Annotated in this window: 13 protein-coding genes; 3 read left to right on the forward strand and 10 right to left on the reverse strand. The window is 68.1% G+C overall.

What is annotated here, in order from left to right; translation table 11 throughout:
• Window positions 1-824 precede the first annotated feature (824 nt).
• Both BMY22_RS07755 and BMY22_RS07760 read left to right on the forward strand, forming a co-directional pair.
• Entirely contained in the window at window positions 825-2,570 is a 1,746-nt protein-coding gene (locus tag BMY22_RS07755) for a fatty acyl-AMP ligase (protein WP_090620928.1), read from the forward strand.
• A gap of 565 nt (window positions 2,571-3,135) precedes the next feature.
• Window positions 3,136-3,396 carry an acyl carrier protein gene (locus tag BMY22_RS07760; RefSeq protein WP_090620929.1) on the forward strand — a complete coding sequence of 87 codons (261 nt, stop codon included), beginning with the start codon at window positions 3,136-3,138 and terminating at the stop codon, window positions 3,394-3,396.
• Window positions 3,397-3,678: 282 nt separating this feature from the next.
• Here the strand turns inward: BMY22_RS07760 and BMY22_RS07765 are convergent, their stop codons facing one another.
• The 4 genes from BMY22_RS07765 to BMY22_RS07780 all read right to left on the reverse strand — a co-directional run bounded on the left by BMY22_RS07765 (window position 3,679) and on the right by BMY22_RS07780 (window position 7,258).
• The gene (locus tag BMY22_RS07765; RefSeq protein ID WP_090620931.1) at window positions 3,679-4,224 is read right to left on the reverse strand and encodes a tetratricopeptide repeat protein; all 546 of its coding nucleotides are present in this window, start codon (window positions 4,222-4,224) and stop codon (window positions 3,679-3,681) included.
• Between the two features lie 154 nt (window positions 4,225-4,378).
• The gene (gene hemL, locus BMY22_RS07770; protein WP_090620932.1) at window positions 4,379-5,668 is read right to left on the reverse strand and encodes a glutamate-1-semialdehyde 2,1-aminomutase; all 1,290 of its coding nucleotides are present in this window, start codon (window positions 5,666-5,668) and stop codon (window positions 4,379-4,381) included.
• 59 nt (window positions 5,669-5,727) lie between these two features.
• Window positions 5,728-6,357, reverse strand: coding sequence for a thiamine phosphate synthase (thiE, locus tag BMY22_RS07775; RefSeq protein WP_090620934.1), 630 nt, complete (start codon window positions 6,355-6,357; stop codon window positions 5,728-5,730).
• 103 nt (window positions 6,358-6,460) lie between these two features.
• Entirely contained in the window at window positions 6,461-7,258 is a 798-nt protein-coding gene (locus BMY22_RS07780) for a bifunctional hydroxymethylpyrimidine kinase/phosphomethylpyrimidine kinase (RefSeq protein ID WP_425265965.1), read from the reverse strand.
• A gap of 112 nt (window positions 7,259-7,370) precedes the next feature.
• On the opposite strand from BMY22_RS07780, the gene BMY22_RS07785 reads away from it, so the two are divergent.
• The gene (locus BMY22_RS07785) at window positions 7,371-9,014 is read left to right on the forward strand and encodes an acyl-CoA dehydrogenase family protein (protein ID WP_090620937.1); all 1,644 of its coding nucleotides are present in this window, start codon (window positions 7,371-7,373) and stop codon (window positions 9,012-9,014) included.
• Here the strand turns inward: BMY22_RS07785 and BMY22_RS07790 are convergent.
• Genes BMY22_RS07790 through BMY22_RS07815 form a run of 6 tightly spaced genes read right to left on the reverse strand, consistent with a single transcriptional unit; the run spans window position 9,011 to window position 20,123 of the window.
• Window positions 9,011-10,027 carry a family 8 glycosyl hydrolase gene (locus BMY22_RS07790; RefSeq protein WP_090620939.1) on the reverse strand — a complete coding sequence of 339 codons (1,017 nt, stop codon included), beginning with the start codon at window positions 10,025-10,027 and terminating at the stop codon, window positions 9,011-9,013. The genes BMY22_RS07785 and BMY22_RS07790 overlap by 4 nt on opposite strands.
• Window positions 10,017-10,487 (reverse strand): cellulose biosynthesis protein BcsD, encoded by a 471-nt coding sequence (gene bcsD, locus BMY22_RS07795; protein ID WP_090620940.1) that lies wholly within the window; start codon window positions 10,485-10,487, stop codon window positions 10,017-10,019. Before bcsD ends, BMY22_RS07790 begins: the two co-directional genes overlap by 11 nt.
• A complete protein-coding gene (locus tag BMY22_RS07800) occupies window positions 10,484-14,470 on the reverse strand; it encodes a cellulose biosynthesis protein BcsC (protein ID WP_090620942.1) in 3,987 nt (1,328 codons plus the stop codon). Before BMY22_RS07800 ends, bcsD begins: the two co-directional genes overlap by 4 nt.
• 13 nt (window positions 14,471-14,483) lie before the next feature.
• Complete coding sequence (gene bcsA / locus BMY22_RS07805; protein WP_090620943.1) at window positions 14,484-18,863, reverse strand: UDP-forming cellulose synthase catalytic subunit; 4,380 nt, start codon at window positions 18,861-18,863, stop codon at window positions 14,484-14,486.
• 28 nt (window positions 18,864-18,891) lie between these two features.
• Window positions 18,892-19,686 (reverse strand): cellulose biosynthesis protein BcsQ, encoded by a 795-nt coding sequence (bcsQ, locus tag BMY22_RS07810; RefSeq protein WP_090620945.1) that lies wholly within the window; start codon window positions 19,684-19,686, stop codon window positions 18,892-18,894.
• Window positions 19,677-20,123, reverse strand: coding sequence for a hypothetical protein (locus BMY22_RS07815; RefSeq protein ID WP_244158824.1), 447 nt, complete (start codon window positions 20,121-20,123; stop codon window positions 19,677-19,679). Before BMY22_RS07815 ends, bcsQ begins: the two co-directional genes overlap by 10 nt.
• Between the last annotated feature and the right edge of the window lie 53 nt (window positions 20,124-20,176).

The raw sequence follows: 20,176 nt of genomic DNA on the forward strand, positions 1-20,176 counted from the left end.
AGGTAGGCGCGAAAGGCTCGGCCAGAGATGCCGGGCGAGCGGCCAGGGCAATCGCGCGACCAGCCTCTGGCGTTGGACGAGGATTGAGCGGTGGCGAGTGGGGTTTTCCACACTTCCCGCCCTGCCTCGTCGACCCGCGCCGCGAAGCCCTCCGCCCTGCAGGACAGCGCGATGATCGCCCGCTGCTCCCTTCTGCGCGGCTATGACCCCGCCGGGTCGAAAAACCAATGTGCAACTCCGAACCACGGTCGAATACCCGTTTCGGGCGATCATGCACCCGTTCGCGGGCGTGAGGATGCACTTCCTCGATATAGCGAAAAGTGCCGCGCAAGTACCGATCTGAAAAAATAGATATAACCCGGCAAATCCAGGGTTGAATTGAAATGGCTCGACTGTTTTTTCATGTTTTATTGACGGTTATTTGATGGGCGATTTGTTATTGAAATATATATGGAGTATTGGTGGCGTGCTTGATTGGTTCGATGAGTCGATTTCGGCACGCGGGGCCCGATAGGGCGTTGCCGCTTCTCGCCACGGCTTTGCCCAGGCGATCCGTCTATCCGATTAAATTAACAAACCAACCGCTCAGGCCGCTAGTCATGGCGGATTTGCGGCTCGCAGTGCAGTATTCCCGATTGCCCACATGCATCTCTTTCGCGGTGTCTCGTTTTGAGGGAATTTGACCGGTAAGAATGGACTACGCTGACCGAGAGTCGAATGATCGTCGACTTCGTTGGTTTTAATGATTCAGTACGCTTCCAGCCTCGTCGATCGGTTCGCTGCAGTGAGTAGCTGTTGCGCTGAAAGATTTAAGGATCGAACTAATGGCCAAGCTTTATATGTCTGCAACGCTTTCCCGGCACGTTTTTCCCCAGCGGTTGGCCGACTTTTCGACACTGGCGGAAGCCCTCGATTACGCAGCGCGTGGGCATACCGGTTTGAATTTCTACGATGGCCGCTGCCGTCTGACGGCCGTCGTCCAATATGCCGCCCTGAGGCGGGAGGCGCTGGCCGTGGCCAGGCGCCTTCACGGGCTTGGCCTGCGCAGGGGCGATCGGGTCGCCTTGATCGCCGATACCGAGCCGGGGTTCATGGAAGCCTTCTATGGCTGTCAGTACGCCGGCTTCATACCGGTGCCGCTGCCCATTCCGTCAGGCTTGGGCTGCCATGTCTCGTACGTCGAAAAGCTCGGCGCTCTGCTGAAAAGCTGCGAGCCGACCGCCATCCTGGCCCCCTCGGAGTGGCTGCCGCTCGCGCAGGAGGCTGCCGGCTCGTGCGGCGCGCTGTTCGTCGGCTCGGTCAAGGAGATCAAGACCCGGGCGGTTCCGCCCGTGGAACTGGAGCCTTCCCGGCCGGATGAGGTGGCCTACCTTCAGTACACGTCCGGGAGTACCCGCTTTCCCCGTGGCGTGGTCGTTACCCAGCGCGCGGTAATGGCCAACCTGCAAGGGATGATTCGGGACGGGCTGGGCGTGCGCCCGGGGGACCGCTGCGTCTCCTGGTTGCCGTTCTATCACGACATGGGGCTGGTCGGGTCCGTACTGGGCCCGATGGCGGCGCAGTTGTCGGTGGACTATCTGCGCACCCCGGACTTCGCGATGCGGCCGAGGCAGTGGCTGAACCTGATCGGCCAGAATCGGGGCACCATTGCCTTGGCCCCGCCCTTTGGTTACGACCTGTGCTCCCGGCGTGCCCGCGAGGGCGAGGTAACGCGTTTCGATCTTTCCAGCTGGCGTATCGCCGCGATCGGCGCGGAGCCGATTCGCGCCGAGGTGCTGGAGCGGTTCGCGGAGCAGTTCGCGCCGGCGGGCTTCGATCGCACGGCCTTCGTGCCTGCTTATGGCCTGGCGGAAAGTACCCTGGGCGTCAGCTTCGCTCGCCGCGGTGTCGGAGTTCAGGTGGATCGGGTCGATCGCTGGGCGTTGGAGCATCGGTCGACGGCCGTGCCGTCCCGCGGCGAGGGAAGCAAGGCCAGTACCTTCGTCAACTGTGGTGCGGCCCTTCCCGGACACCGGCTCGAAATACGCGACGAGGCCGGACGTCCCTTGCCGGAGTGCCGGGTCGGGCGGATAACCCTGCAGGGACCCAGCCTGATGTCGGGCTATTTCCGCGATGAGGAATCCACGCAAGCCCATATGGACGGCGACTGGCTCGATACCGGCGACCTCGGCTATCTGCATAACGGGGAGCTGTTCATTACCGGAAGGCAAAAGGATCTGCTGATTGTCCGGGGCCGAAACATCTGGCCGCAGGACGTCGAATACCTGCTCGAGTCCCAGCCCGAGGTTCGCTCCGGCGACGTGATCGCTTTCCTGGTCCCGGCGGAAGCGGACCCGCGAGTGGTGGTGCTGGTCCAGTGCCGTGCAACCGATCCGGAAAAACGGGAGAGCTTGGTGCGCACCCTGGCCGGATTGATCAACGGCGAGTTCGGTTTTACGGCAACGGTTGAACTCGTTCCGCCGCATTCCCTTCCGCGGACCTCGTCGGGGAAGCCCTCGCGGGCCGAAGCGCGCAAGCGTTTCCTGGCGCAAAGACAGTCCGAATCAGGGCTGTCGGTGGCTTTCGGGTAGATCCGCCTTGAACCGTTGTCGGGGATGTTTCGTGGCGGGTACCGAACGGGTGCGGGGCGCCGAACGATGGCGAGGCGCCGGCACGGAGACGATCATCCGTTGCGCCGGAGGGGTGCATGGCAGCTTCGCCTTTCAAGCGGATCAATATCGACGGCAGTGGGCGCCTGACCGAGGCCATACTGAAGAGTGGCTGTTGCAAGCGTTTACCATTGATGTCCTCGCGGGCTGCGCGACATCCGGAATTGTTGTGGTATACCTCTTCGAAGTTCAGGGACGAGCATCAGGTGAGGCGAGTGGCCAAGGATATCGCCGTGGCTGTTTTCAGGAGTAGGACGGTGCGGCGGTGTACGGGCCTGGTGATCTTGATGAATGCGGCCCTTGTTCGAATGGTTGCTTCGCGGATGGCTGCGAAGCCCTGGAACAGAACGATGCGCGGCTCACCTTCCTTCGCGGGGAGGATCTGGCCAGCAGCCGTGCTGCAGTGGCTGCCCCATAAATCTTGCTGAGAAGAGCCTTGCAGGAGCGCTGGCGCAAGGCAAATCCAGGAGTCAAGAGAGAGTTGCCCATGATTTCCCAAGAGAAAATACTGGAACGGCTATTTTTCCACTTGGATCGCCTGGCTTTTCCCGGAGAGTCGATCCACCCGAGCGTCGATTTGATCGAGGAGCTTGGCCTCGACTCTATCAATGCCATGGATCTTGTGATGGAACTCGAAGACGAATTCGACATTTCCATCCCCTTGAACGTGTTGACCGACGTGCATACGCCGACCCAGCTGGCGCAGGCGGTCTTGTCGATGATGGAGCATGCCGACGATGTCGCTTGATGGATTCTGAAATCGCGACGATCCCGGACGAGCCAGACCCGGTGCTGTGTCAACCGTCAATAGACGGATAAAGCCTGCGCCGTTTGACCCGGGCATCCGGTGGTAAGCGGACGGTCGACCGTGGCGCCCCGGGTTGTCGCAGTGCCGCTGCCAGGGTGCCGCTCCGGCGCGTCAGGTCTCGATGCGGTCGGTCGCCGCGTGGCCCGGCCATGTCGGCCCGTTGCCGTGCGGGGACGTGTGTAGACGAACTCGAGTCAGGCTCCGGCTCTTCGCCGCGCCGCGCTAAGGCAGCGGCGAAAACGGCGAGCGGCCTTCGAGGGCCTGGAGTTCCATGAGGTAGTTGCGGAAGATCTGGCCGAGCACCTGGGTGGCGATTTCCAGCTCGTCGCGGCTCATCTGTTCGGCGACCAGGTCGGCGCTGTCCAGCGCTTCTTCCGAGCCGTTCACCGCGGCCATCTTCAGCACGATGTAGGCCTGCACGTTGTTGGCCGGCACCCCTTCGCCGCGAAAGAACATCAGCCCCAGGCGGTGCTGGGCTTCGGCGTGGCCGTGCAGCGAGGCCTGCTCGAACCAGTTCAGCGCACGGGACAGGTCGCGCGGGGTGCGCTTGCCTTCGTAGTAGAACTTGCCCAGCTCGTACTCCGCCTGCAGGTCGCCGCCCTGCGCGGCCTGTTCGCAGCGCGACAGCGCCGCGGGAAGCTCCTCGGCAGGGCTGTCCAGGGCGCAACTGCCCGGTGCCGGGATCAGCAGGGTGTTCTCCCCGGCCCAGGCCGGCAGGGAGGCGGAGAGTAGCAACAGGCAACCCAGGGTCAGGTTACGGCGGATCATGGAATCGCTGCGCCTCGAGTCGGAGCGGGCGGTCGCCCGGCCGGCGAAGTGTGCCGGCCGGCACATTATGAATAAGCGGCGCCGGCCTTACAAAGCCTTTGCCGCCCCTGTCTCCCCCGAAGCCGGCAAACCGCCGCGGGCCGTGGCCTGCCGTTCAGTCCTTGGCGAGCGTGGCGAAGGCGCGCTCGGCGGCGTCGAGGGTGATCGAAAGCTCCGCCTCGCCGTGGGCGATCGAGGTGAAGCCGGCCTCGAAGGCGGAGGGCGCCAGGTACACGCCGCCCTCCAGCATCCGGTGGAAGAAGCGCTTGAAGCGCTCGGCGTCGCTGGCCATCACGTCGTCGAAGGTGACGATTTCTTCGGCTTCGCTGAAGTACAGGCCGAACATGCCGCCCGCCTGGGTGGTGACGAAGGGGATGCCGGCGGCATCGGCGCGCTGCCGCAGGCCGTCGAGCATGCGTGCAGTGTAGTCGCTCAGCTCGGCGTGGAAGCCCGGCCGGCCGATCAGCCGGAGGGTGGCGAGGCCGGCGGCCATCGCCAGCGGGTTGCCGGAGAGGGTGCCGGCCTGGTAGACCGGGCCCAGCGGGGCGATGCATTCCATGATCGCTCGCTTGCCGCCGAAGCAGCCGACCGGCATGCCGCCGCCGACGATCTTGCCGAAGGTCGAGAGGTCCGGAGTGACGCCGTAGTGGGCCTGGGCGCCGCCCAGGGCGACGCGGAAGCCGGTCATCACCTCGTCGAAGATCAGCACCACGCCGTGCGCATCGCACTGTTCGCGCAGGCCTTCGAGGAAGCCCGGCGCCGGCGGCACGCAGTTCATGTTGCCGGCCACCGGCTCGACGATGATGCAGGCGATGTCCCGACCGACTTCGGCGAGGGTCTTTTCCACCGCGCCCAGGTCGTTGTAGGGCAGGGTCAGGGTGTGCTTGGCGAAGGCCGCCGGCACGCCGGGCGAACTCGGCACGCCGAGGGTCAGGGCGCCGGAGCCGGCCTTGACCAGCAGGCTGTCGGAGTGGCCGTGGTAGCAGCCCTCGAACTTGATGATGCTGTCGCGGCCGGTATAGCCGCGGGCCAGGCGGATCGCGCTCATGGTCGCCTCGGTGCCGGAACTGACCATGCGCACCATGTCCATCGACGGCACCAGACTGCAGACCAGCTCGGCCATCTCGGTTTCCAGGGCGGTCGGCGCGCCGTAGGAGAGGCCGTGCTCCAGCTGCTTGCGCACCGCGTCGAGCACTTCCGGGTGGCTGTGGCCGAGGATCATCGGGCCCCAGGAGCCGACGTAGTCCACATAGCGCTTGTCGTCCTCGTCGATCACGTAGGCGCCTTGCGCGTGCTTGAAGAACAGCGGGGTGCCGCCGACGCCGCGGAAGGCGCGCACCGGCGAGTTGACGCCGCCGGGGATGTGCTTCTGGGCGTGGGCGAAGAGGGTTTCGGAACGGGACATGCGAGGGCCTCTGCAAGCTGGGGGGAAGCCCGCCGCGCGGGCTCCACCGTGAGGGGGAATCAGGAGTCGGCGAACAGTTGGCTGAAGGCCTGGGCGCGGCGCTCGACCTCGGCGGGGTTCTCGGCGGCGAACAGCGCATGGATCACCGCGACCATGGCGGCGCCGCGGGCGATCAGCCCGGGGGCGTTGTCCAGGGTCACGCCGCCGATCGCCACCAGCGGCTGGGAAAAGCGCGCACGGGCCTCTTCCAGCAGTTCGGGCGAGGCCGGCGGCGCGCCGGGTTTGGTCGAGGAGTCGAAGAAGCGGCCGAAGGCCAGGTAGCTGGCGCCGTCGGCGGCGGCCTGCTCGGCCAGTTCCAGTTGCCCGTGGCAGGTGGCGCCGATGACCGCTTTGGGGCCGAGCAGGGCGCGGGCGGCGGACAGCGAGCCGTCCTGCTGGCCGAGGTGCAGGCCGACGCCCAGGCGCATGGCCAGCTCGAGGTCGTCGTTGACGATCAACTGCGCACCGTGGCGCAGGCAGAGGTCGCGCAGCGCCTCGGCCTCGCGCAGCCGGCGGGCATCCTCGTTGGACTTGTCGCGGTACTGCAGCAGCCGGGCGCCCCCCTTCAGCGCGGCTTCGACGTAGGGCAGGAGCTTGCCGCCCTGCAGCAGCTGGCTGTCGGTGATGGCGTAGAGACCGCGTAGCTTCATGATGGATTCGCCTCGTCTGCGAAGGGCCGGCGGAAGTCGCCGGGGGCCGGCTGTCCCCGGCCAGTCAAGCCGCTGCGCCCGGCCTGTGCCGGGCGACGCCGGATCAGTTGCCGAAATCCAGCGGCAGGCGGCGCGGCACGTACTGGCCGCGGCCCGGTGCCTCGGCGTCGCGCAGGGTGCGCCAAGTGTAGTCGAGCGCCGAGCGCACCGCGCTGGCCAGTTCCTCGCCGAGGGCCAGGCGGCCGGCCAGGGCGCTGGCCAGGGTGCAGCCGGAGCCGTGGTAGCTGCCCGGCAGGCGCACGCAGGTGAAGGTCCGGGCGCCGTCGCCTCGCGAATACAGGCGGTTGTGCACCTCGGCCTCGTCGCCGTGGCCGCCGGTGATCAGCAGATGCTCGCAGTGCTCGAGCAGCCGCTCGGCGCAGGCATCGGCGCTGCCCTCGGGCAGTTCGGCGAGAATCCGCGCCTCCGGCAGGTTCGGCGTGGCGATGCGGCAGAGCGGCATCAGGCGCTCGCGGATCGCCTGGCCGACCTCGTCCTGGCCCAGCGCGCCGCCGCCGCCGGCGCGCAGCACCGGGTCGCAGATCAGCGGCACGCCGGGCAGGCGCCGGGCGATCTCGGCCGCGGTGTCGACCATCTCCCGCGAGCCGAGCATGCCCAGCTTGATCGCGGCGACCGGCAGGTCGGCGAGCACCGCCTCGGCCTGGGCGAGTACCCAGGCGCGGTCGAGGACGCGGAAGTCGGCGACGTTGCAGGTGTCCTGCACGGTCAGCGCGGTGACCGCCGGCGCGGCGTGGCAGCCCTGGGCGAGCAGGGCCTCGATGTCCGCCTGCAGGCCGGCGCCGCCACTGGGATCGTGGCCGGACAGGCAGAGGACGACGGGACGAAAGTTCGGCATGTTCATGGCGTGCGAGCTTACCACTAATCGCCCGGGCCGAACCCCCGTCGGATGCGTCCGCCGCGCGGCATCCGGCGTGCTTCACTCAACGGGGCACCCGCCGCCGAGGAGCGCCGCCATGCAGCTGCACCAGTACGCCGAAACCCACGAGGTGACCAACCAGGTGCCGCCCCTGGACGGCGCCAACCTCTACCGCATCGACCGGCCGTTGCAGGAGTGGGTCCGCCGCTACGACGGCGGCTGGGCGGAGGCGCGACTGGAGGCCTATGGCGCGCTGGCCGGCGGACCGCTGCTGGCGGCGGGCTTTGCCGCCAACGAGCACCGCCCGGTGCTGCGCAGCCACGACCGCTACGGCCATCGCATCGACCAGGTGGACTTCCACCCCGCCTATCACGAACTGATGCAAACGGCCATTGCCCATGGCCTGCCGGCGTTGCCCTGGCGCGAGCCGCGCCCCGGCGCCCAGGTCGCCCGCGCCGGGCTGATGTACCTGCACAACCAGGTCGAGGCCGGCAGCGCCTGCCCGCTGACCATGACCTTCGCCGGCGTGGCGGCGCTGCGCCAGCAGCCGGAAATCGCCGAACGCTGGCTGCCCGGAGTGCTGGCCGGCGAGTACGACCCGCGCAACCTGCCGATGGAGCGCAAGAGCGGGCTCACCCTGGGCATGGCGATGACCGAGAAGCAGGGCGGCACCGACGTGCGCGCCAACACCACCCGCGCCTGGCCGGTCGGCGCGGCGGGGCCGGGGCAGGCCTACGAGCTGCTCGGCCACAAGTGGTTCTGCTCGGCGCCGATGAGCGACGCCTTCCTGACCCTGGCCTGGAGCGACGGCGGGCTGTCCTGCTTCCTGCTGCCGCGCCACCGCCCGGACGGCGGGCGCAACCAGCTTTACGTCCAGCGCCTGAAGAACAAGCTGGGCAACTGGTCGAACGCTTCCGCCGAGGTGGAGTACCGCGGCGCCCTGGCCTGGATGGTCGGCGAGGAGGGCTGCGGGGTGAAGACCATCCTGGAGATGGTCGGCCTGACCCGCTTCGACTGCATGATCGGCTCCAGTGCGCTGATGCGCCAGGCGCTGACCCAGGCGCTGCACCACTGCGCGCACCGCCTGGTCGGCGGCCAGGTGCTGGTCGAGCACGCGCTGATGCAGAACGTGCTGGCCGACCTGGCCCTGGAGAGCGAGGCGGCGCTGGCCCTGACCCTGCGCCTGGCGCGGGCGCTCGACCATGGCGAGGACGAACGCGAGCGGCTGCTCGCCCGGCTGCTCACCGCGATCGGCAAGTACTGGATCTGCAAGCGCGCCCCGGAAATGATCGGCGAGGCCGCCGAGTGCCTGGGCGGCGCCGGCTACGTCGAGGAGAGCATCCTGCCGCGGCTGTACCGCGAGGCGCCGGTCAACTCGATCTGGGAGGGTTCGGGCAACGTGCAGTGCCTGGACGTGCTGCGCGTGCTCGGCAAGGAGCCGCAAGCGCTCGAGGCGCTGTTCGACGAGCTGGACGGCGGCCATGGCGACGCGCGGCTCAAGGCGCGCATCGAATGGCTCAGGAAGGCGCTGGCCGACCGCACCGAGATCCACTACTGCGCCCGGCGGCTGGTCGAGGAGCTGGCGGTGACCCTGCAGGCCGGGCTGCTCCTTGAGGCCGGCAACGCGGCGGTGTCGGACGCCTTCATCCACAGCCGCCTCGGCGAGGGCGGCCGGGTCTACGGCACCCTGCCGCGCGGTCTGGACGTGGCGGCGCTGCTGGCGCGCAGCGCGCCGCTTTAGGGCGTCCGTTCCCGCTGGGCCAGGCGGGCCAGCAGCAGCAGGGACATCGAATAGTAGTCCTCGTTTTCGGCTTTTTCGGGGAAGGCGATGAGCGCGCTTCCCTCCCCGATCAGCACGGCGATGGCTCTGACGCCCGTGGAGGCGGGATAGGGCGACAGCTCGCCCGAACGCAGGTCCACCCAGGCATGGGGCTGCTCGCAACAGGCCCAGAAGTCGGCGAAGGGGCGCAGCGACGCCGAGCCGGGGGGGCTGCCGTCCCAGGCCAGATAGAGCGGCACGCGTACCGCATCGAAGCCGAAGCGCGCAGGCCAGGCCGCGGCGGGCTGCAGGGTGCCGTCCGCCCGCAGGGCCAGCCAGTCGGGGGGCAGGCGGTAGTGTCCGAAGCGGGCCCTTTCCAGCAGGGTTTGGCCGTCGTCCAGCAAGCGCCGCCAAGCGGCTTGCGGCTCGACCTCGGCGAAGGCCCGGATGGCCGGCATCACCAGGTAGGAGGGGTTCAGGATCAACTGGTCGTTCTGCTCGAAGCCGTCCAGGCCGGGCAGAAGAACGGCAAGGCCGGCATATTCCCTGACCAGTCGGGCGGCGATCGCCTGGCGGATCTTCGCCGAGGCTGCCCGGTAGTCGTCGGAGTCCCAGCGCTGGGCGGCGCGCAGCAGGGCCCAGGCGATCAGCAGGTCGCCGTCGGTGGCGTTGTTGGTGTCCTGTACCGGCGGTGACGACGAGGGATCGTAACGCCATGAGAACAGGGCGATATCGGGGCGCAGCAGATGCTGGCGGGTCCAGTTCCACAGTCGGTCGAAAGTCTGGCGGTCGCCGTTGGCCTCGGCCAGCAGCATGCCCCAGCCTTGCCCCTCCGAATGGCTGACGTCGCGGTTGCCGGTATCCAGCACGCGGCCGCCGTCGATGTAACGGGTCCGATAGCGCGACCAGTCGTCGTCCTGAGCGGCGCAGGCCGGCAGGCCGAGCAGCAGCAGGGCGATCAGGGCCGCCATGGGGCCGAGGCGTTCAACCGCCACAGCTGAATACCAGCGCGCCGTGCTGGGCAATGTCGATGCATTTCACCGACAGCCGCACTTCCTCGTTCTGTGCCTGGATCCAGTGCTCATGCATGCCTTCGAGTACGGCGGCGATCGCCTGGTGCCAGGAGTCGGAGGTTTCCAGAATGCCCGGATAGGCACCGTGCACGATGCGAATCGAGCGGTTGTCGGTGCTCAGGCGCACCCAGCCCCAGTCCAGTTCGCCGAGTATCCCGTTCAGCGCCGCCTCCAGGGCCTGGAGGCTGGGCTGCTCCTTGAGCGGATTGGCGGCGGCGATGCGCGAGCCGACATGGCGCAGGAAGCTGCAGGCATCGACGGAGCCGGCAGTGCTGTACATCTCGGTGATCAGCGTCAGAACGAACTGCCGCCACTGCTTGTTGTTGTGGCGGTCGCCGTAGTAGGCCAGGTTGCTGGCCTGGATGTCGCTTTCCGCTATCAAGGGAGGTTCTCCAGGGCATGTTTGAAATAGATCGAGCCGGTCGTCTCCGTGTAATTGCCGAAGCTGTCGTAGCCGATCGTGCCGCCGACCTTCGTCTGCTCGCCCAGGCTGTATTCGAGCGTGGCACCGCCGTTGATAGCCAGGCCGCTTTGGCTGTCGGATTTATAGTAGGACTCGATGGTCGGGGTGGATGCGGACAGGCCGGCGGCGGTGAGCTCGCCGGACATGTTCGTCACGTCCTTCTGCAACTGCTCCAGCTGGTTCTGCAGGGCCTTGTCCTCGGGGAAATAGGGGGCGCGCTCCTGGGTGAAGGACTGGAAGCCCGCCGCCGCCCGCAGTTTCATGTTCCAGCGGTTGGCGTTGTAGGCGTACTGCACGGGGAAGGCGATGCCGACGAAGCTCTCCGGGCTGAAGTAGCCGCCATGGCCCAGCGTGTAGCCGCTCAGGTTCTTGTCGAAGCCCATCCAGTTCAGATGAACCCCGGTCTGCAGCTCCTGGGTCCGGTTGCTGATCGGCCGCATGTAGGCGCCCGTGTGGAGGCCGGCGGAGCTGTTGTTCGCGACGTTGTCGCCGCGGTAGACATGGTAATCGCCGCCGGCATAGAAGCCGGCGTCGCCATTGTCGTAGGCGTATTGGACATTGACGCCGGTCTTGGTCACGCCCCCCCAGGCCTTGCCGGTGATCGGGTCCCTGGTGCCGGCATAGGACAGCAGGCTGTCGGTGACGGCACGCCGCTCGACGCCGAGCGTGGCGGTTCCGTTCTGCCCGACCCGCGGCGTCCATTTCGCGCCGCCGACGATATTGGTCTTTTCGAAGCCCTGCGGCGTCGTGCCGATGTCCGCCTGGAAGCTATCCGTCTTGATGCCCAGGTTCAGGGCCGCACCGCTGTCGCGCTGGGACTCGGACTTGAGCGCCGCGACCGCCGCTTGCTGGGTAGCGTTCAGCCGGGTGGCGGCAGCGATCCGTTTCTGGTCGTTGTCCAGGGTCGGGTCCGACAACGCCGCCAGCGCCTCTTTATAGCCCGAGTCGAGTGTCTGGGCGACCGACAGGGAGGTGGTGCCGAAGCGGCGTGAGCTATCCGTTCCGGGGGTACCCGCGTCGAGGTGGGTGGGCGTGAGCGTCACCTCCACGCGTGCGTTGTTCAGCGGCACCATGGAAAGCTGCAGCGGTGCCTTGACCTCGGTCAGTTGGGAGAGTCCGTCCTCGCCGTCGCGCACGCGTAGGCTGGTGCTGGCGGCCAGGAGGGTGGCGGTTTTTTCGCGCAGGGCGTTCAGCCGGGTTTCGATCTCGCTGGCCAAGGGATCGGCGGGTGTGTAAGAGGGGCGACTGGCAAAGGTCCTGGAGAGCGGTATCCCGGTCAGGGGCGAGGCCGTGCGCGGCTCCGCCGGTTCCGTCGCGCCGGAATGGCGGGCGTCGGCGAGAACCAGGGGCGGAACGGCGTCGCCGGGGGCGCGGAAGGGATTGCCCCGGGCGACGAAGGCCGGTACGCCGTTCGGCACCGACTCTGCGCGCGCTCCGGCGGCGGCCAGCCGCTTGCGCCTGGCGCTTTCGAGCAGGGCGATCGCCCGGCGGTTATCGCCCTTCGCCTCGGCCACGCGCGCGGACAGGAGCAGGGCCGTGGGTTCGTCGAGCGACGGGCCGGCCCGGTCGAGCAGTTGCGCGGCGCGCTTCGGATCGTGGCTGCCCAGGGCCGCGTTCACCGCCCCGCGCACGCCTTCGGGGTGGTTGGGCGAGTCCTGGAGAACCTTGGCGTAGATGGCTTCCGCCTCCTTGTACATTTTGCCGGAATCGTACAGCCGCCCCATGGCCAGCAGCAGATCCTTGTCGCGGGGCGATTCGTCGACGCTGGCGATCAACGTGTCGTAGGCGCCGGCCAGATCGCCGCTCTGCCGCTGCCGGTCGGCCTGGGCGACCGCGAAACCGTTGCGCAACCGTTGCAGGCCCTCCAGGTCGTCCGCGTTCAGGCCGCCGCGCTGTTCGAGCCGGTGCATCAGGAGGTCGGCTTCGGACATCTGTCCGGTCTTGACCAGGACGGCGACATGCCCGAGGTAGTCGGAGGCGTTGGGGCCGGAAAGGTCGCGCAGGTCCTCGCGGACCAGAGTCAGCGCCGCCGCGGGATCGCCCAGCTCCGCCAGAGCCAGTGCCGTCTCGCCACGCGCTGTAGGGGTGGCGGGCGTTTCGTCGTACAGCTTGCGCAGGGCCTGGCGGGCGACCACCCGGTTGCCGCCGGCCACGGCACGGCGCGCCTCGGCGATCCGCGCCCCGGTCTGCACGCGCTGCCCGAGTGCCTGGAGTTCCGGGCCGCTCTGCCGCTCCGGCGGAATCCGCTTCAGGTAGCCGGCGGCGTCGTCCCAGCGGCCCTGGTCCAGGGCGAGCAGCGTGGCGGCGTGCAGGACCTCGGCATCGGCGGGGCCGGTTGTCAGCGGCTCCATCATCTGCCTGGCCTGTTGCGGATCGTTGCTGGCGTCGAGCAGCCGTGCATAGGACAGGCGTATCCAGGGGTTCTGCGGCGCCAATCTCAGGGCCTCGCCGAACAGCCTGGCCGCTCCCTCGTTGTCGCCTTGCCGGCGTAAGGCTTCGGCGCGGTCGCGCAGGGCCAGGGCTTCGACCTGTTGCAGGCCGCCGTGCAGGGCGTCGGACAGGCCGGGATGGCTGCGCAGCAGGTCGCTGGCGGCCTGGCGTTTGTCCTGCTGCAGCAGGCTGCCGTAGAGGCCCGCCAGGGCCGGGCGATTGTTGGGGTCCTCGGCAAGCAGGCTGCGGTAGAGCGGCTCGGCGGCGGCGGCTTTTTGCTGGCGTATCAGGATGTCGGCCAGCAGCAGCTTGGCCGCCCGCGGCCGTTCGCCGCTGCCTTCGGCGAGCTGCCGGGCGAGCGTTTCGGCGCTCTCCAGATGACCGTCGTCGCGTTGCAGCCGGGCGGCCTGCAGTTTTTCGTAGAACGCGGCATCGGCCAGCGCCTTTGCCCATTTGTCGCGTGTGGCGGGGGCCAGCTCGCCGGCCTTGAGCAGGCTATTGCGGGCGTCCCGGTAGTTTTGCGCGCGCAATTGCGCGACGCCCAGTCCCCCCCAGGCTTCCGCGTCGCGCGGATTGTGGTTCAGCGCCTGCCTGAAGCTCTGCAGGGCGGCAGCGTTGTGCAGGCTTCTGAGTGCATTGAAGCCTTCGTTCCGGGCGTTGTCGCCAGGATTGCCGCGGCCGGCCGAGAGGGCGGTCTGGAAACGCGCCGGTACCTCTGCGTCGGTCGGGTTGGCCTCGCTGTAGCGGACATACAGCGCTTCGTCGCGGGCTCCCGCATCCAGCCAGAGCAGTGCCTGGCGCCAGGCCGGTCGGGCTTCCGGCAGCCGTGGCGCGAGTTCCGCCAGCATGTCGATGGCCTGGCGCCGCGTGGCTTCCCGATAACTCAACACCGAGGCCAAGGCGAGTTGCACGCGTGGATCGTCCGGTTGCCTGGCCCGGAGCCTTTCCAGCCCTTGCCGGGCTTCCTGCCAGTGTTCGTCCTGGCCGGCCAGCGTCTGGTAGTACTCCAAGGCCAGCTCCGGAGGGGGCTGTTTGCCGTTGAACAGCTCGCGGTAGCCTTGCGCGGCCTGCGCCGAATCGCCCTGTTCGGCCGTGAGGCGAATCCGTGCAAGCCTGGATTTATCGAGGCTCCGGCCCTGCAGGGCGAGCTTGAGATCGTCGATGCGCGGACTGCCGGGATGGCTGTCGGCCAGTCGCTGCAACCAGGCGCGGCTGGCCTTTTCGTCGTCGGGCAGGGCGATCAGGCCCAGCCGGTAGAGGACTTCCTCGGCGTCCGGTTGGACCTGCAGGGCGCGTGCCAGGGTTTCCCGGGCCAGGTCTGGGCGGTTGTGCGATTGCCAGAATTCGGCCTGCTTGAGCAGGGTGGTCATGGCCGCGTCCGTCGCCTCGGCGAAGGCAGCGGCCGGGAGAGCGACTCCGCCGATGGCGCACAGCATGGCCAGGGAGAGTTTTTTCAGGGCTGCGGAGGTCATGGGGCGCTCCCTTTTAGCTCAGCCGTCGTGCCGCACGCGCACGAAGCAGGGGGTGAAGTGCGGCCGCGATCAGTGCCGCCGAAACCAGCAGCAGCGACATCAGGACCAAGGGCCGCTCGCCGAGCAGCCAGCGGATGTGGATGTACCAGGGGAGAGCGCCGTAGGCGAACAGTGGCCCGACGCGAAAGCTGCGGACTCGCTCGGCGCTCTCGAAGTGGGTCAGGTCGCCGCGGATCTCCGCATTCACCGCGGGCCGGCGCAGGCTTTCGACGAGCGGCGGCAGCCGGTGCGGTTCGCTGGCCAGGGCCAGCACCAGCACCCGCGAAGGGTCGAAGGGCGAGCGCCGGCTGACCAGCCCCTGGAACCGCGAGTCGCCGGAAAGGTAGCGCTCGGCTTCGGCCGATTGGCTGCTCCAGTCGCCCTGGGCGATGCTGCGTAGCTGCCCCTCCGGCGAGCGCGGAGCGATGCGCAAGCGCCCTTCGGCCACGCGGAAGTCGGAGCCGGCGAGCAGGGACGGCAGGTTCAGGCGCCCGTCGAGCGACCCGACGACCAGCAGGTCGCGCCGCTCGACCGAGGGCAGACGCGCCGTGCCGGCGAGCACGTCGACGCCCAGGGCCGGGTAGCCGGTGGCTTCGCCGAAGCGCCCGAGCAGGCCGAGCATCGCCTCGATTTCCGCCGGTTGGGGGGCGTCCGGCAGCACGACCGCCGTTTCGGAGAGGTCGGCCATCCGGGTGAACGGGAAGCCCGCACCAACGAAGAACGACAGGTTGGGCAACTGGGTGAAATGCCGGGCATGGCTGAAGTCGATGAAGGAGTCGCCGTCGATCAGGCTCACCGCCTGCTCGGGCAGCTCCAGCGAGCAGTCCGGGTCGTCCCGGGATTGCAGGTTGAAGTAGAAGTCCAGCCGGTTGTCGCCGTAGATCAGGTAGGCGGGGATAGCTATCGAGGCCTCCTCCTGGCGGGTCTGCAGGCCGAAGTAGTTCCTGATCTTTTCCAGCGCACCGCCCTTCAGTACTGGCAGGGAGGCCAGGTAGCGGCCATTGAGGATGACGTCCAGATGGCTGCGGGAGGCATCGAGCCAGTCGCCGTCCGGAAAGCGGTAGCGGACATGCAGCGGGATGCTCGCGGCGTTCCACAGGAAGGTGTCCGGAGCTGCCCGGAAGCCGAGGCTCAGGCCCGCCGGCGAAGCGCCCTGGGTCGCCAGGGGCCTGTCGGTCAGCTCGGCGAGGCGTGTCGGTCCGCTGGCGGGAATCCAGCGGGGGGCGTCGTAGGGGATGCGCCGCGGCATGGCGAGCGGTCCGGGCTGGATGCTGGGACCCTTCAACTGGGCAGAGCGCAGCGCCAGATTGAGTACCGCCGTATGCTGCTCGTCCGGGGTTCGCCCGGCGATCAGCAGCAGCTTGGCGGTCGGGTCGCGGGGGTTGTCCAGGACGGCCAGGGTCGGCCCCTCGATCGCGGGCAGCGCGATGCCTTCGATGCGCTGGTCGGCGAGGGCGAACAGGAGGGCATTGCCCAGCGGCAACTGGCCGATCAGCACCGGAAAGCTGGCGCCGCGGTAGCCGGCGAGGGCGCCGAAGTGGGAGGCCGCTATCGCGGCATGGCGCAGGGTGTCTTCGCTCGGCTGGCTGGCCATGACTACCGGCAGGCGGATTGCGCCGATCCGCGCCTCGTCGAAGAACGGCGCGGGCAGGAGTGCCAGCTCGTTCGCCAGGGGGATCTGCTGGAGCTGCAGGGAGAGGGTGGAGTCGCTGCCGATGTCGACCTGCAACGGCGACTGGCTGGGGTTCTCGCAACGCCGGGCATCGTTTTGCAGTTTCAGGTTCAGGCTGTTGTAGGGCACCAGCAGCAGAGGGTTGATGGGGATCTCGACGAAGGTGTCGGCGGCCGAGCCGGCGTCGAGCCGGATATCGCCGATCTCTTCGCCGTTGATCTGGACATTCAGGCGGGTACCGGCCGGCAGCTTGTCGCCGTGCCGGACGTGCAGGTCGAGGCGTGCCTCGGAGACGATCTGCTGGCGACCGACGGAGAAGGGGATACCCGCTTCGGCACGTCTCCCCCGCAACGTCATTCCGTCCTTGACGCCCAACTGCTCGAAGCGCAGGACCTCGATCTGCCCAGGGTCCGGCAGTGCCGCGCTCGCCTGCGCCGGGAGGGGCGGGAATGCGAGTTCCCGGCCTTGCAGGGGCGGGGCCGCGACGAGGCAGAGCGCCGATAGCGAGAGCAGAACCAGCAGGGTGCCCGGCGAGGTCGTGCCCGCCGGCAGGCGCGGACCCGTTTCGCCGGCCCTGGGGGGTGCGGGCGAAGGGGGGCTCCTCTTCCCGGCAGGCCCGCGCAGCAACGACAGGGCGTTTCTCAGCACGCTCCAGAAGGCGCGCAGGGGGTGGTCCGTTCGCCTCGTGCCGTTGGCAAGCCAGGCATCTGCCCGCCCCATGACGATGCGTACCAGTTCGCGCCGTTGCCCGATGTCGAGCGGGCCGAAGTACAGTCGCAGTTCTCGTCCGTCGCCCTCGATCGCTTGCGCGGGAAACACGACCGTATGTCCGTGGCAGGCGATCTCGATGGCCTCGAGGCGGCCCGGCAACTCCCGGCCGGCCTGCAACGGCCGGACCTTGAGGCCGCTCATGGAGATGTCGAGCGTTTCCGCCTGCCGGCTGCGCCCGCTGTCGAAGTGCAGGATGGCCGGTAGCTTCAGCTCCTGCCGGGTGGCGCCGCGCAGCTGCCGGCTCTCCATGGCCACCGCGGCGGCGGCCAGCAGGATGATCAGGTTGAACAGCGACCAGGCGACGTTCAGGGCGAGCACCTGGGGGTCGGAGGGGAACCAGTCGATCCAGTAGTGCTGGATGAGGCCGACGGCGATCGCGAGCAGCAGAAGGACGGCGGCGCCCAACTGCGGCTTGACCAGCTCGAAATCGAAGAAGCTCCGGTCGAGCAGATGGCCCTTGTCGGTCACGTTGAACTTGCCGCGCGTGGGGTCGAGCAGGGTGACCAGGGTCGGCTTGAGGATGTGGAACGCCAGCACCGTTTCGTAGATCTCTCCCCAGAAGGAGTGGCGATGCTGCCCCTGGATCCTGGCGTTGGTCACGATCGCGTGCGCGAGGTGCGGGAACGCATAGGCGAAGACCGCACTGGCGGAGGCGGCGATGATGTTCTGCCCGAGCATCAGGTAGGCGATCGGTGCGCTCAGGAACACGATGCGGGGCAGGGCGAACTGGAAATGCATCATGGCATTGAGATAGCAAAGCCGCTGCGGCAGGCGCAGGCCGCCTCCCAGCAGGGGATTGTCGCGGCGGAAGATTTGCGTCATGCCGCGTGCCCAGCGCATGCGCTGGCCGATATGCTGGGCCAGCCGCTCGGTGGCCAGGCCCGCCGCCAGCGGCACGGCCAGGAATGCGGTGTTCCAGCCCCGGCGCTGCAGCTTGAGCGCCGTGTGGGCGTCCTCGGTGACGGTTTCCACGGCGAAGCCGTCGATCTCTTCCAGGGCGCTCCGGCGAATCACCGCGCAGGAGCCGCAGAAGAACGCCGCGTTCCAGAAGTCGTTGCCCTGCTGCACGGGGCCGTAGAACAGCTCGCCCTCGTTGGGGACTTCCTGCCCGGTGGAGAGATTGCGCTCGAAGGGGTCCTCGGAATAGAAGTGGTGAGGCGTCTGGACCAGGGCCAGCCGGGGGTCGTGCAGGAACAGCCCCACCGTGGCCTGCAGGAAGGCGCGGGTACTGACATGGTCGCAGTCGAAGATGCAGATCAGTTCGCCGTCGGTCCGGCCCAGGGCGTTGTTCAGGTTGCCGGCCTTGGCGTGCCGGTTGTCGGACCGTGCGATATAGCCGGCTCCCGCCGCGGCGGCGAAGGCGCCGAATTCGGGGCGCCGGCCGTCATCGAGCAGATAGACGCGCAGCTTGTCCGCCGGATAGTCGATGTTCTGGGCGGCGAGGACGGTGTCCTGCACGACGTCGAGGCTTTCGTTGTAGGTCGGTATGTAGACGTCGACCGTCGGCCATCGCGAGATGTCCTCGGGCAGGGGATGGACGGGCCTTTTCAGCGGCATGATGCTCTGGAAATAGCCCAGCATCAGGATCAGCCAGGCATAGATCTCTGCCAGGTAGAGGCCGATGCCCAGGAAGGCTTCCAGCCCGTTGGAGAACACCAGCGTCTCGGTGGTCCGCCAGTACAGGTAGCGGGTCGAGGCGGCTGCCGAGACGATGACCAGCATCAGCGTGATGCCGTAGGACTTGATCCGGTTCAGCGCCAGCATGACCAGGATCAGGCCCGATCCCATCAGCATCTGCGTGGGTACGTCGAGCGGTACCACAACGAACAGCAGCAAGGCCGGGCAGGCGACGAGCATCAGGAGCAAGGCCGACAGCCGTTCCAGTCTCGTTCCCTGAGGGGGGTGGCGCATGATGAGTCCCCTGCGAGGTGTCGACCGTCTATCCCTGGAGGCGGATACCGGAGGAGGTGCGCGGTTTCAGGCTACCGATCGTCTGCCCGAGCTGGCGGGCGATCCGGTCGAGTTCGTGGGCGGACGCGGAGCCGGGATCGAAGGCGAAAATCGACAGCTGCGAGGCGAGGGCCTCGGCCAGGGCCTCGTCCCGGTGCACCAGCCCGAGAAGCGATGTCTTGAGCCGCGAGCACATGAACTCCGTGGTGTCGGCGCTCAGGCGGCGACGCCGGTCGACCTGGTTGAGAATGTAGAGGACCGGCACGCTACTTCCGGCACCCTGCGCGGGGTAGAAGAAGCCCTGCTCGATCTGCGGAAGCAGCGAGGCGGAAGCGGCATCGGCCAGCAGGACGGCGATGCGGATGTCGGCGATGGCGTTCAGGGCGTCGAGCGCCGGCGAGGGGCCCGGTGGCGTATCGGCCAGCACCACCATGTTGGGGATCGCCAGAAGCCCCCCCAGGGCCTCCTCCAGCATGCGGGGCGCTTCGGCGAGGCGGGCCTCGAAGCGCAGTCGCTGCGCCGTGCTGGCCGCCCCGTAGGGCAGCACCCGGATTCCGTTGGGCGTCTGGAGCGCCAGACGCTGCCAGTCGTGCTGCTCGGCGTGGGCCACGTACCCTCGCGGATCGCCGAGGGGGATGGCGAAATGCAGGCGCAAGGCGTTCTGCACATCGAAGTCGATGACCGAAACCGGGTAGCCGAGCCTCTGCAGGGCGAAGGCGAGGCCCGCGGTGAGCGTGGTCTTGCCCACCCCGCCCTTGGGAGAGGCGATGCAGATCAGCGGCATGAGCCGATTTCTCTCAGCAGGCTCTTCAGGGAGCCCTCCGCTTTCTCGCGGTGCGCGTCTCCGCCGTTTGCCGAGGCGTTTCGGAAGAGCTTCCCGAAGGGGTTGCCCGCCGATTCCTGGGGGCGCTCCGGAATGCCCTGGGCCGGCGAAACCGCGGTCGGCGGCAGGGGGGCCGCGGTGCGCGGGGAAAAGGAGGATTCGGCCGGTGCCGTGGCGGGAGCGTTGCCGACCGCCAGGTGTGCCGGGGTCGGCCAGGATGCGGTCTCCGGGAGGGCGGGCGTCGGGGCCGGCGCCTCGGCGCTGCCGTCGGTGTGCAGCACGGCCTGCAGCAACGTCCAGGGTGAGGCCTGGCCGGCCGTGGCACTACCCGCGAACTCTCGATAGGCGCTCGGCGAGTTGTCTATTTGCTGCATCAGTCGTCTTACATCGTCCTTCATGGTCACTGTCAACTCCACGTTCATGCCTGGGCATCGAGGCTTGAAGAGATTCG

This window comes from Azotobacter beijerinckii, assembly GCF_900110885.1.
Lineage (GTDB): Bacteria > Pseudomonadota > Gammaproteobacteria > Pseudomonadales > Pseudomonadaceae > Azotobacter > Azotobacter beijerinckii.

Bases quoted from the DNA above. Each gene is read 5' to 3' on its own strand.
- BMY22_RS07800 (WP_090620942.1), bottom strand. From the start codon at position 14,470: ATGACCTCCGCAGCCCTGAAAAAACTCTCCCTGGCCATGCTGTGCGCC.
- bcsA (WP_090620943.1), bottom strand. From the start codon at position 18,863: ATGCGCCACCCCCCTCAGGGAACGAGACTGGAACGGCTGTCGGCCTTG.
- BMY22_RS07765 (WP_090620931.1), bottom strand. From the start codon at position 4,224: ATGATCCGCCGTAACCTGACCCTGGGTTGCCTGTTGCTACTCTCCGCC.
- BMY22_RS07780 (WP_425265965.1), bottom strand. From the start codon at position 7,258: ATGAACATGCCGAACTTTCGTCCCGTCGTCCTCTGCCTGTCCGGCCAC.
- BMY22_RS07785 (WP_090620937.1), top strand. From the start codon at position 7,371: ATGCAGCTGCACCAGTACGCCGAAACCCACGAGGTGACCAACCAGGTG.
- BMY22_RS07755 (WP_090620928.1), top strand. From the start codon at position 825: ATGGCCAAGCTTTATATGTCTGCAACGCTTTCCCGGCACGTTTTTCCC.
- BMY22_RS07815 (WP_244158824.1), bottom strand. From the start codon at position 20,123: ATGAAGGACGATGTAAGACGACTGATGCAGCAAATAGACAACTCGCCG.
- hemL (WP_090620932.1), bottom strand. From the start codon at position 5,668: ATGTCCCGTTCCGAAACCCTCTTCGCCCACGCCCAGAAGCACATCCCC.
- thiE (WP_090620934.1), bottom strand. From the start codon at position 6,357: ATGAAGCTACGCGGTCTCTACGCCATCACCGACAGCCAGCTGCTGCAG.
- bcsQ (WP_090620945.1), bottom strand. From the start codon at position 19,686: ATGCCGCTGATCTGCATCGCCTCTCCCAAGGGCGGGGTGGGCAAGACC.
- BMY22_RS07760 (WP_090620929.1), top strand. From the start codon at position 3,136: ATGATTTCCCAAGAGAAAATACTGGAACGGCTATTTTTCCACTTGGAT.